Annotated in this window: 10 protein-coding genes; 2 read left to right on the forward strand and 8 right to left on the reverse strand. The window is 26.8% G+C overall.

Annotation, left to right across the window (positions count from 1 at the left end):
- Positions 1 to 38: 38 nt before the first annotated feature.
- From mshL to rplM, 5 genes are all read right to left on the reverse strand, one after another.
- Positions 39 to 1,454 (reverse strand): pilus (MSHA type) biogenesis protein MshL, encoded by a 1,416-nt coding sequence (gene mshL, locus JG677_RS04815; protein ID WP_200285454.1) that lies wholly within the window; start codon positions 1,452 to 1,454, stop codon positions 39 to 41.
- The gene (locus JG677_RS04820; RefSeq protein WP_200169876.1) at positions 1,432 to 1,731 is read right to left on the reverse strand and encodes a transformation system protein; all 300 of its coding nucleotides are present in this window, start codon (positions 1,729 to 1,731) and stop codon (positions 1,432 to 1,434) included. Before JG677_RS04820 ends, mshL begins: the two co-directional genes overlap by 23 nt.
- A gap of 45 nt (positions 1,732 to 1,776) precedes the next feature.
- Positions 1,777 to 5,334, reverse strand: coding sequence for a pyruvate:ferredoxin (flavodoxin) oxidoreductase (nifJ, locus tag JG677_RS04825; RefSeq protein WP_200285455.1), 3,558 nt, complete (start codon positions 5,332 to 5,334; stop codon positions 1,777 to 1,779).
- Positions 5,335 to 5,567: 233 nt separating this feature from the next.
- Positions 5,568 to 5,957 (reverse strand): 30S ribosomal protein S9, encoded by a 390-nt coding sequence (gene rpsI, locus JG677_RS04830; protein ID WP_131163122.1) that lies wholly within the window; start codon positions 5,955 to 5,957, stop codon positions 5,568 to 5,570.
- 1 nt (position 5,958) lies between these two features.
- A complete protein-coding gene (gene rplM, locus JG677_RS04835; RefSeq protein WP_131163121.1) occupies positions 5,959 to 6,384 on the reverse strand; it encodes a 50S ribosomal protein L13 in 426 nt (141 codons plus the stop codon).
- A gap of 179 nt (positions 6,385 to 6,563) precedes the next feature.
- Between rplM and JG677_RS04840 the strand changes: the two genes are divergently transcribed.
- Both JG677_RS04840 and JG677_RS04845 read left to right on the forward strand, forming a co-directional pair.
- Positions 6,564 to 7,373 carry a DnaJ domain-containing protein gene (locus JG677_RS04840; RefSeq protein ID WP_200169873.1) on the forward strand — a complete coding sequence of 270 codons (810 nt, stop codon included), beginning with the start codon at positions 6,564 to 6,566 and terminating at the stop codon, positions 7,371 to 7,373.
- Positions 7,373 to 8,185, forward strand: a complete 813-nt coding sequence (locus tag JG677_RS04845) for a WG repeat-containing protein (protein WP_200285456.1) — start codon at positions 7,373 to 7,375, stop codon at positions 8,183 to 8,185. Before JG677_RS04840 ends, JG677_RS04845 begins: the two co-directional genes overlap by 1 nt.
- 250 nt (positions 8,186 to 8,435) lie before the next feature.
- On the opposite strand, the gene JG677_RS04850 is transcribed toward JG677_RS04845, so the two are convergent.
- From JG677_RS04850 to JG677_RS04860, 3 genes are all read right to left on the reverse strand, one after another.
- The gene (locus JG677_RS04850; RefSeq protein WP_200169871.1) at positions 8,436 to 8,789 is read right to left on the reverse strand and encodes a DUF805 domain-containing protein; all 354 of its coding nucleotides are present in this window, start codon (positions 8,787 to 8,789) and stop codon (positions 8,436 to 8,438) included.
- 130 nt (positions 8,790 to 8,919) lie between these two features.
- Positions 8,920 to 11,664, reverse strand: a complete 2,745-nt coding sequence (locus JG677_RS04855; RefSeq protein ID WP_200169870.1) for a RecB-like helicase — start codon at positions 11,662 to 11,664, stop codon at positions 8,920 to 8,922.
- On the reverse strand, positions 11,661 to 13,093 hold a 1,433-nt coding region (locus tag JG677_RS04860), incomplete at its 5' end, for a PD-(D/E)XK nuclease family protein (protein WP_200285457.1). The genes JG677_RS04860 and JG677_RS04855, both read right to left, overlap by 4 nt.

The raw sequence follows: 13,093 nt of genomic DNA on the forward strand, positions 1-13,093 counted from the left end.
GATTTAAAATATAATCTTGATTTTTAATGTTAATAACATCATTCATAATGTTTAAATCCTAACTCTTTTAAACTTGGGGTATTTATAGAATTTTCTACTAAAATAGGTGTTATAATAAATACTATTTCATTTATACTAGAAAGCTCATCACTTGATTTAAAAAACTCTCCTATTAAAGGAATTTTTGAAAAGAAATTAACTTCATTTTCATCTTTATTTTGATTATGACTGATTAAACCTCCTAAAATAAGTGTTTGATTATTTTCAACTTGTACAACAGTTGAAAGCTTTTTTTGTATGGTATCAGGTGCTATAGTTCTTGGTTCTTTTTGTCTTTGATTATCTTCTAGATATTTAAAATCACTTAAACTTGGATTAATTCTAAGCATTATTTTGCCATCATCAGAAATTTCTGGTAGGATATTGAGTAAAATTCCTATAAAAATAGAATAATTACTAAAACTTTCACTTACTGTTGTTCCATTTTCAGTCCCTTTGGATGTATCTTTTACTTGATAATTGATTGTATCTCCGATAGAAATAATGGCTTGTTGATTATTTAATGCCATAAGTTTGGGATTTGATAAAACTTTCGTTTTTCCATTTTGAGAAAGAAAATTTAAAATAGAATCAAAATTTAAATCAGCCCTAAAACCTAAATTTTTAACAAAACCTTTGTTATTTTCAACTCCTATAAAAGAATTTTTTCCATCATTGGTTTTAGAACTAAAATCTATATTAAATTTTTGCCAATTAATTCCACTAGAATGGCTTTTGTTTAAAGATACAGCAATAATACTTACATCAATAATAACTTGCTTTTTAAGTCTTTGTTCAAGTTTTTGCAAATAATCTTTAACTTTTAATAATTGAGTCCTTGTTCCACTTACTATAATAATTCCAGCATTAGAATTAATAATAGGTTTTTTAACTTCTATTTCATCATAAGTATTGTACAAAAGTGCTGTAATTTCTTGTTCGATATTTTTCCAAAAATCAAATTTTTCCATACTTTTAATCATATTATCTTCTATATCTTCATTTTGGATATATTCAGCTTGTTTTGGCTTAGCATCTACTGAAGCTTTTGTAATACTTTGTCCTTCTCGTATAGAACTTATATAACTAATTTTAAACATTTTTGTTTCAATGGCTGATATTTTTAAAATTTTTCCATTAAAATTATAATTTAAATCATTATCTTCAAGAAAAAATTTAAAAATTTCTTCCAAGGTCATTTGATTTATATTGATTATTTGAGTTTGTAAAAGTTTTTCTTTAGCTAATTTATCTTTAACAATAATACTAAATGAACAATAATCTGAAAGTTCTTCTAAGCTTTCTTTTATAGTTAAATTCTCGCTAGATTTTATATTAAAAAGTCTTTTTTGGCAATCAATTGCATAAACAAAAGAAGTAAAGATTAAAAATTTAATCAATATAAATTTTATCATTTGTACGTAGCTTTGCTACTATATCAAACCCATCATACTCAAGTATAATTCTATCAGATTTTATTTTTTTAATTTTTGCTTCATTAATTTTATCTTCTTCTTTATACCATGTATTATTAATTTTAACTTTATTTAAAAAAATAGCTTGAATTTTTAAATTTTGAATCTCATTAAAATTTGGATTAAAAAAAGGATTTTGAAGACTAGAGAAATTAAATTTTGATTCTTTTTTGTTTAAAGAATCAAAATAAGCTTCAAAATCTGAACTTGCTGACACTGCAGTAAAAAATAGAAAAAAGTAAAAAAGATTTTTCAAAAATTTTTACTCTTTTTCGTTGCTAAAATCAGACATTGCAATACGTTTTAATTGTCTATATCTTCTTTGTGCATCTTTTTTATTGCGCTCAAATAATTCTTTAGCGTGATCAGGATTAGCTTTTTTAAGAGAATTATAACGCACTTCATTCATTAAAAATTGCTCATATAAATCCCAATCTGGCTCTTTGCTTGCTATATTTAAAGGATTTTTGCCTTCTTCTTCTAAACGTGGATCAAAAGTATAAATAGGCCAATATCCACATTTTGTAGCAAGCTCACCTTGCTCTCCTGAATATCCAAGACCACCTTTGATACCATGAGCTATACAAGGAGAATAACAAATAACTAAAGAAGGACCATCATAAGCCTCAGCAGCTATTAATGCTTTAATTAAATGATTGTAATTTGCATTTGAATTTACTTGTGCAACAAAAATATAACCATAAGTCATAGCAATTTGCCCTAGATCTTTTTTCTGTATAGGTTTTCCTGCTGCTGCAAATTGTGCTACCGCACCCGTTCTTGAAGCTTTAGAACTTTGACCTCCAGTATTTGAATATACTTCAGTATCTAAAACTAAAACATTAATATTTTCTCCACTTGCTAAAACATGATCAAGCCCGCCATAACCTATATCATAGGCCCAACCATCTCCACCGAAAATCCATTGAGATTTTTTTCCTAAAAATTGCTTAAGCTCTAAAATTTCTTTTACAGCTTTAATGTCTTTATTTTGCTCTAAAATTGGAATTAATTTATTTCTAGCTTCAAAAGAAAGAATGCTATCATTTTTATTTGCTATCCATTCTTTAAAAAGAGCAGATAAAGAATTTGGAACATTTTGCATATTTTCATTCATAATATGCTCAATTCTATTGCGTGTATTTTCTGTTGCAATCTTCATTCCAAGACCAAATTCTGCATTATCTTCAAATAAAGAATTCGCCCAAGCTGGACCATGACCATTTTTAACGCTTTTTCTATAAGGAGTAGAAGGAGCTGAACCTCCATAAATAGAACTACAACCTGTTGCATTAGCTATAACCATTCTTTCACCAAATAATCTTGTGATTAAAGTGATATATGGAGTTTCTCCACATCCTGGACAAGCTCCATGGAATTCAAATAATGGTTGAGAAAATTGAGCTCCTTTAGTGCTTTCTTTATTTAAGATATGATCTTTATAAACAATTTCTTTAAAAAGATAATCAGCATTTTCTTGCTCACCAAAATCTATTTCTTCTTGAAGTGGAACCATAACTAAAGATTTTTCTTTAGTAGGACATTCATGAACACAAAGCTCACAACCTGTACAATCAAGTGGTGAAACTTGAATTTTAAAGCTAAGTTTTTCACCTTTTGTTCCCTTAGCCTCTAAGGCATGTTCTTTTACCCCTCTTGGAGCCTTACTCATTTCATTATCATCAATTAAAAATGGACGAATTACTGCGTGAGGACAAACAGAAGCACATTGATTACATTGGATACAATTTGCTTCTATCCATCTAGGAACCATTACACCAACACCTCTTTTTTCATACTCTGTAGTTCCATGCTCAAAACTTCCATCTTCATAACCTAAAAATGCTGAAACAGGCAAATCATCACCCTTGGCAGCATTCATAGGTTTAACGATTTTTTCTACAAATTCAGTTCCTTTATAAGCACTAACTCCTTCTTTCTCGCTAATATCAAGATTTTTCCAAGAAGGATCAATTTCTATTTTTACAAGACCATCAGCTCCAACGTCAATAGCCTTATAATTCATTTCTACAATAGCATCACCTTTTTTATTATATGATTTATAAGCAAATTCTTTCATATATTTTTGTGCATCTTCAAAAGGGATAATATTTGCTAATTTGAAAAAAGCAGATTGCATAATAGTATTAGTTCTATTTCCAAGTCCTATATCTCTTGCAAGTTTAGTTGCATTAATAATATAAAAATTAATTTCTTTTTCTGCTAAAGTTTTTTTAACTTTATTAGGAAGTTGTCTTATAGTTTCTTCAGCATTCCAAATACTATTTAAAAGGAAAGTTCCTCCTTTTCTTATCCCTGCTAAAACATCATAAATTTCTAGATAAGCTGCTACCGAACAAGCTATGAAGTGAGGAGTAGAAACAAGATAAGTTGAACGAATAGGTTTTTTAGAGAATCTTAAATGGCTTCTAGTATAACCACCAGATTTTTTAGAATCATAAGCAAAATAAGCTTGAGCATAAAAATCTGTTTTATCTCCGATAATTTTAATAGAATTTTTATTTGCTCCAACGGTTCCATCAGCACCAAGACCATAAAATAAACATTCTATTGTGCTTTCATCGCTTAAAGAAATTTTTTCTCCACAAAGAAGTGATGTATGTGTTACATCATCTACAATACCGATTGTAAAACCATCTTTTGGTTTATCTTGTTTTAAATTCTCAAATACTGTTATAATTTGTGCAGGATCTACATCTTTTGAAGAAAGCCCATAACGACCACCTACTATGATAGGACTATTTTCTTTTCCATAGAAAGCAGATTTAACATCTAGATAAAGAGGTTCTCCTAAACTTCCTGGTTCTTTAGTTCTATCAAGTACTGCTATTTTTTTAACAGATTTTGGCATAACATTGAAGAAATATTTTAAACTAAATGGTCTATAAAGATAAACTTTTAAAAGACCTACTTTTTCTCCTTTTGAATTTAAATGATCAACAACTTCTTCAATAGTCTGAGTAGATGAACCCATAGCAACGATGATTCTATCTGGATTTTCATCACCATAATAAACAAAAGGTTTATACTCTCTACCTGTGATTTTAGTAATTTCTTGCATATATTCATTAACAACATCTGGAAGAGCCTCGTAAAAACGATTATTTAATTCTCTAGTTTGGAAATAAACATCATCATTTTGTGCTGTTCCGCGTGTTTTAGGATTTTCAGGATTTAAAGCTGCATTTCTAAATTCTAAAAGAGCTTTTCTATCTAATAAACGATCAAAATGTGCATAATCCATAACTTCTATTTTTTGAATTTCGTGACTTGTTCTAAAACCATCAAAAAAATGCAAAAATGGAATACGACCTTTAATTGCAGCTAGATGGGCAACACCTGCTAAATCCATTGTTTCTTGAACAGAGTGCGAACAAAGCATAGCAAAACCTATTTGTCTTGCAGCATAGATATCTTGATGATCTCCAAAAATTGAAAGTGCTTGAGAAGCTAAAGCCCTTGCTGCAACGTGGATTACACCTGGTAAAAGCTGACCAGCTATTTTATACATATTTGGAATTTTAAGAAGTAAACCTTGAGAAGCTGTATAAGTCGTTGTTAAAACTCCCATTTGTAAAGATCCATGAACTGATCCAGCAGCACCGGCTTCACTTTGCATTTCAACAATTTTAACAGGAACACCAAATAAATTCTTTTTTCCTTGAGATGCCCATATATCAGTATAATCAGCCATAGGAGAACTTGGAGTAATAGGATAAATTCCTGCTACTTCAGTAAATGCATAAGCAGCATAAGCAGCTGCTTCATTTCCATCCATTGTTTTCATTACTTTACTCATTAAGACCTTCCTTAATTTTATATTTTGTAAAAAATTTACTATTAATTCTCTTAAAAGGCGTTTAACAAAAATTAAAAATAAATTAAAAAAGCTTTAATAGAGTATAAAATTGAAGTTTTAACTTTGTAGTTATTTAAAAAATATTAATAGTATATTAAAAATCAATTAGTATTAAATTTAATAATACTAATTGAATATAACTAATAATTTTAAATAATAATGTTTTAAAATTATTAACGTTTAGAAAATTGCGGACTTCTTCTTGCTTTTCTGCGTCCGTATTTTTTACGCTCAACGCTTCTACTATCTCTAGTAAGCAAGCCTTTTGGTTTAAGCAAGGCTCTAAAGTCTGCATCCATAGCTGCCAAAGCTTTTGAAATTCCGTGTCTTAAAGCTTCAGCTTGAGCACTATATCCCCCACCTAAAGTTATAGCACGAATATCCATAGAAGTTTCTTGCTTAGTAACCAATAAAGGTTGAACTACTTTAAGTTTAATCGACTCGTGTCCGCCAAGCCAAGTGTTTAAATCGATACCATTTACACTAATTTTTCCGCTTCCTGATTTTAACCAAACTTTTGCAATAGCTGTTTTTCTTTTTCCTGTTGCATAAATTGTTGCCATATTATTTTCCTTCTTTAGCAAGCTGTGCTGTATGTGGATGCTCACTACCCGCATAAATTTTTAATTTTTTAAGCATTGCTCTTCCTAAATTTGTTTTAGGGAGCATACCTCTAACTGCTAATTTGTATAATTTTGCAGGATTTTTTGCTAATAAATCACCAAATTTTTCACTTTTTACACTTCCAAAATATCCTGAATGTCTGTGATAAAGTTTATCTTCTGCTTTATTAGCTCCTGTAAAAACTGCCTTAGAAGCATTGATGATTATAACATAATCTCCACAATCAACATTTGGAGTATAACAAGGTTTATTTTTACCTCTTAAAATAGTTGCCACCTCTGTTAAAAGACGACCAAAACGCTTTCCTTCAGCATCTAAAACGATCCATTCACGTTTTACTTCGTTTGGCTTTGTTATCTTTGTCATTATTTTACCTTTGCCAAAAATTTTAAATTGTGATTATATTGAAATAAACTTATAAATAGCTTAATTTAAGAATATATAAAGCTTTGTAAATAACTAAAATTAAATTTTTAAAATATCATTATTTAAGTAATTTATAGTTAAAATAAATTTTTATTTTATTTAAAAATCAAGGTTTTATTTTGTTATTTTCAAAATTTAAATTACAAGATTTAATAACTTGCAAATTTTGTCTTAAAAGTGTTCTAGAAAAAGATGCAAAATTTTGTATATTTTGTGGAGCTGAGTTAAATCATCCAGCTAAACAAAGATTTAATTATATTTATAGTAAAAATCCTGCCATTATGGTGGCATTTTTAGCAAAAATGTCAAAAGTAGATAATAGAATCATCACAAAAGAATTATCCAAATTTATATCTTCTTTGCTTGATAAAATAGATTTGTTTTACTCTAAAGAGTATAGTGGATTTAGAAGCACTTATGCAAAGATTTTTGAGCAAGAGAAAAATAAAGGTAGAAGTATCGATGAACTTTGCTCTAGTATGCGTATTTTAAATGCAAAAGAAGCAGATTTTTTGATTTGTTTGCTACTTGATCTTATATATTTTGATAAAAAAATAAATGCAAATGAAAATACCTTAATGGAAAATATCATCATAGGACTTAGATTAAATCTTATAAGCTTTAGAGAAATAAAACTAAGATATGAGCAAATTTATGATTTTAATCAAAAAAACAAACAAGAAAATTACCAAAAACAAGAAGATAAAGAATTTAAAATCACTTTAGAACAAGCTTATGAAATTTTACAATGTCAAATCAATGACGATTTTGAAACTATCAAAAAAAATTATAGAAAATTAGCCAAGGAGTATCATTATGATAGTCTTAATTCTAAAGAAATTCCTCTTGAACTCTTAAAAATAGCTCAAGAAATGATGAGAAAAATCAATCTAGCTTATGAAATCATCAAAAAAGCAAGAGGTATATAATGCTTATATGCAATAAATGTCATAAAGAAAATTTAGATATAGCTAAATTCTGTAAAGAATGCGGAAGTAATAATTTATACGATCCAAAAGCCAAAGAGAAATTAGAACAAGAAAGAAAAAGACAAGAAGAGTTAAAAAGATTAGAAGAAGAAAGAAAAAGAAAAATCGAAGAAGAAAGAAAAATAGCTCAAGAAAAAAGAGAAAAGAAACTAAAACAAAGAAAAGAATTCATCATAAAGCACAAAAGTAAATTCATAGCTAGTGTAGTGTTTTTATTTTTGATAGCTTCAGCAAGTATGTATCAGTATTTTTATGGTGGAAAATATAGCAGAATTTATATAAATAGCCTTGAAAAAAAATGTTATAACTATGACGAATCTAGTTGTAAAATACTTCAAAATATCTATCAAGAAAAATGCAATGAAGGAAACAACGAAGCTTGTTTTAATATATTTATATCTAAACATTCAATAATAATAAGATCAAATAACAAATGGGGTTTTATAGATAAAAATGGAAAAACCATAATAAAACCAGAATTTGATGATATTTGGGATTTTAAAGAAGGATTAGCAGGATTTAAATTAAATACAGGATTTAAATTAAATAACAAATGGGGTTTTATAGATAAAAATGGAAAAATTGCAATTGAACCTAAATTTGATGATATTTGGGATTTTAAAGAAGGATTAGCTCGAGTTAAATTAAATGGGAAATGGGGAGTTATAGATAAAAATGGAAAAATTATCATAGAACCTAAATACGATATATTATTATTAAAGAGATATTATCTCAACCTTCCATTCTTTTAAAACATATACCAAAAATGCTTTAGTGGAAATTTTAGCTAAAATTTTCTCTATAGCTTCTTTATAAAGCAAAACTTGTTTTTTATGTTTTAAATTTAAACTTGTAATTAACTAAAATGGAAAATATAGTTTTATAGATAAAAGGGGGAAATTATAATAGAATTTAAATTCGATAAATTGGTTTATAATTTTAATCTTTGCAATTTGAATAGTTTTTAAAAGTTAAAATAAAAATATTTTAACTTTTTTAAAATTACTCTATTTCTTGCAATGGATTTAAGCCAAATCTATTTGCATTATCATTACCTTTAAGACAAAAAAGTATGATAAGAACAATGTATGCATATGGAATCAACCCTATCAGTTGCCACCATCCACTAAGATTAATATCATGTAATCTTCTAGTATTTACAGCTAAATTTGGTAAAAATGTAAATATGAAATATAAACCAAATATTATCGCAAAAAAATTAGAGATATAATTTGCCAAAATAGCAAAAATAAACCAAATGATAATATTATATAATGTAAACATCCAATACTCTTTACGCGTTGCTCTACCATTAAAATTTGCATAATTTTTAATACATTTTAAATAATAATCCAAAACTCTACTCCTTGCTAATAATATAAATTATAATTATATATATTGTCAATAAATTTCTGTTTTGTTGATTAAAAATCATTATTTGGAGTATTAAAAAAACTTTTTATTGTGGTCTATTTATATATTTTTTCTATATTTTTATAATTTCCACTTTATCTTTTAAAACATATACCAAAAATGCTTTAGTGGAAATTTTAGCTAAAATTTTCTCTATAGCTTCTTTATAAAGCAAAACTTGTTTTTTATGTTCATTTAAATTTAAACCTGTTTTATAATCTATAATGATAGCTTCATCATCGTTAAGTGCTAACATATCTAGTTGTTTTTGCTCACCATTATAAGTGATGATTTGCTCTTTTAATAGTGTTTTTTGCGATAAAAGTTTATTAAAATTTTCATTTTCTAAAAGCATAGCAAGCCTTTTAAAAAGATCTTTAAAACTTTCATCATCTAAGAAAAAGCGATATTTTTTATATATCATTTGTTTGCAAAATTCAAAATTATTTTTTGTATTAAAATCAAAATATTGCAAAAATTCATGCAAAGCTAAACCAAAATGAATTTGCTTGCTAAAAAGTTGGCTTTTTATTTTAACCTCTTGTAAATTTACCTTTTGAAATTGTTCAAATTCTTCAATTTGTTCTAAATTTGTTAAACTTTTTTCTTGATGTTGAACTTTGTTTTCTAAAATGCCAATTTGTTTTTCTTCATAGTCTTTAAAATAACTTTTAAAAGTTTTAAAACTTTCATCATTTTTTATAATAAAAAGAGAATTTTTAGCTCTAGTTAATGCTACATATAAACAATTTACCTCATCTTCTGCTTGAAGTTTTTCTCTTTTCATCAAAAAAGAATTATAGTTTTCATCTTCTAGATATTTTCTTACACTATGTCTGTATTTTACTTCCCAACCTTGTTCTAAATCGTATTCAAACATCAAGGTTTGAGCCTCATTGCTACCCTTGCTAAGTCTATCAAGGACGATTAAATTTTCAAATTCAAGCCCTTTGGATTTATGCACAGTCATAATACTTACTCCATCATCTTGAGCTTGTAAAGATTTTAATTCGCAAGGATAAAATAAAAAATCTATAAAATTATCAAAAGTGCTAGCATACTCTAAATATGCGATTAAATTTATATCACTTAAATCAAGTTGTAAGATATGAACTAAATATTTTAAAATTTTACCCACGCTACGATTTAAATCAAGCTCAGTATAGGCAAGATCTTTTTCTAAAATACTATTTACAAAATATAAACTAAATTCATCTTTGAACACACAAGCTTTAGCATACTCAAAAAGCACCCTTACACTAATACAATCCATTAAATCAACACTACTTTGTGTATAAGCTTTAATGCCATTTTCTTCAAGAAATTCTTTCATTAAAGTAGCATCTTTATTGATCCATGCTAAAATACAAATTTCACTAAGTTTAATTCCTTTTTCTAAAAGTTTTTGAATAATCTTTAAAACTTCCTTACCACTTGCTTGATACAAAGTGCTTTTTGAAGCAATTTGATTTTGTAAAATTTCTACATATCCGCCTTCTTTAACACTCTTTTGCAAAGTAAAACTAGATCTATTAAAGCTATCAAAGAATTTATCTTTAAAGACTTCATTTACATAATCAACTATAAGTTTTTTACTGCGATAGTTTGTATCTAAATGTTCTAATTTAATTTGTGGAAAATCTTTTAAAAGTTTATCAAAAAGCTCCTTTTTACCTCCTCTAAAACTATATATACTTTGTTTTTTGTCCCCTACATAAAAAAAACTTCTATTCTTTTTCACACCCTCACCTGAAACAAGTTCAGCTATAATAGGCTTTAAAATTTGATATTGTAAAACATTGGTATCTTGAAATTCATCGATTAATAAATGTGAAATATAGCCATCAAGCCTAAAATAAATTAAGTCTTTATTTGCCTCATCGCTAATTAACTCATAGCATTTTAAGGCTATATCTGAGAAAGTTAAAGCATTTTGCTTAATATTATCTTCATTTCTTGCTTCTTTAAAATGTGCTAAAAGCTTGGCAAGTATATTGATGCGATAATTTTCCATTTGGATAAAATACTCTTTTACCTTTTGTAAAAACTCAGCTCTTTTTTGCAAAAACTCACTATCAATGATTTTTTCAAAGTATTTTTTTTCTAAATCACAAATAATAGGCTTGGTAAAAAAATCTTCTATATTTTCAAAATTAAAATTTTTTTGATAATTTTTATCAGTGCTTAAAGTTTTTGCATAAGTTATAAATTTATTAAGACTTTCTTCTAAAGAAGTTTTGCTTGGAAAATGAACGTTTTTAATAGTTTTAATCTCACAAGATTTTTCATATAAACTCTCAAGATTTTTCAAAAAATCACTTTTACTTTTAGTTTGGATTATGTAATATGCTAAAGTATTTAATTCTTCTTTATTTAACTTACTGATAAAATTTTTATAACTATCTTGACTTTGTATGATTTCAAAATCACTCATAAAGCCTAAATTCAAAGCAAAAGATCGAATAATTTGAGAGAAAAAACTATCAAAAGTGTAGATATTAAGTTTTGATCTTAAAAAATCTTCTTTATATTTTTCTCTTAAAGCTATAAGTTCATCTTTGCTTTTATCTAGCATTTTCATGAGTTCTTTACATTCCGCTTTATCTTCACCATTTTCAAGCATATCAAATTCTAAAAAAGTTTTAAAAACTCTTTCTTTCATCTCACTTGTAGCTTTGTTGGTAAAAGTAAGTGCTAAAATTTCATTGATTTTAGCACCCATTAAAACTAATGCGACAAAACGCACACTTAAAGCAAAGGTTTTTCCACTTCCTGCACTAGCTTCTAGGGCTAAAAAAGGTTCAAACTTAGAACTCAAAACTTAAACTCCTTTTTATAAAGCATAGTATAAGGACTATAAATATTGTCATTTTTTTGATTGTAAAATTCTTTTTCTAAAGGCTCTTTGGCAAGCTTGCTAAATAAATCTTTAAGCTCTTGCACACTTTTACTTTGAGCATTCTCATTTATAATCTTAATATTTTTTAAATCATAAAAACAAGCTTTTATATTTTCTAATGGATATTTACCCTCTAATAAAAACTTATAAAAAGCAAGTTGATAGGATTTATCATCTGCTTTTCCGCTTTTATAATCTATAATCATTTTTTCTTCATCATTACAATCTATCCTATCTAAGCGTCCAAAGGTATTAATTTTTACTCCATTATCTGTGATAAATTCCCTTAGTAAAGGGAATTCGCGTTCTTTTACAATATAACCTTGTTCAAAATGTTCATTTTCAAGTATTTGAAATTCTTTAAATATAGCCTCAATGAGAGCAAGATTTAATGCATCTATGTTGTTTTGCTTTATATTTTTAACCACTTGCATAAAAGCTTCATAATCAAAATGATTGTTTGAAATTTGAGTGTAATAAATTTCTAAAGCTTTATGGATAAAACTTCCAAATTCGTTTGCTTTGAGTGTATCATTTAAATTTTTTGGCTCTTTTAAGCATAAAACATATTTATAATAATAATCTAAGCCATAATTAATCAAAAGATGAAGCCTTGAATAAGATAGATTTTCTTTAAAATAATTATGTTTAGCTTTTATGTGTGTAATAGGCCCAAGATTGAAAGAGCATTGATAGGTATGAAAATATTTTAAATAAGCATTATTGCTATAAATTTTATCTTCATATAAAGTAAATTCGAGTTCATTTAAGAATCTTGATTTGATTTTTTCTTCATTTTCTATAAAAGAAATACCTACTAATTTTGCTTTAGCTATTAATGTATAATAATAATGTCTTTGTAGATTTTCTCTTTGATTGTGTGTAATCAGTCCTGCTTTTTTACGGATTTCGTTATTTAAAAATAATTCACTTGAAACTCTTTTTGGGATAAAATCATCATTAAAATCAACTATAATTACCCCATCAAAGCTAAGCCCCCTACTTTCTAAAAGACCCATAACGGTAACTTCTCCACCACCTACGCTGCTTAATTTTATATTATCAATTTGCATAAAAAATAATTCTAAAATTTGTGCAAAATTTAGCTTATGAGTTTTAATAAGCTCTTTGATAAAAATAAGCTCTTTGATAACATAATCTTTTAATTCATTTTCACTATTTTCTAATAATTGAGATATAAAATTTTCAAAAAATTCAAAAGAAATATTTTCATTAAAAAGTTTTTTAAATTCTTGAAAATCTACACTGGAAAAAAAATGCAAATTGCACAAATGTTTATTTAAGTTTTGCTCATTATAAAAATCATCATTTATTTTATATTCAAACT

It is taken from the genome of Campylobacter sp. TTU-622, from assembly GCF_016598965.1.
Taxonomy (GTDB): Bacteria; Campylobacterota; Campylobacteria; order Campylobacterales; family Campylobacteraceae; genus Campylobacter_D.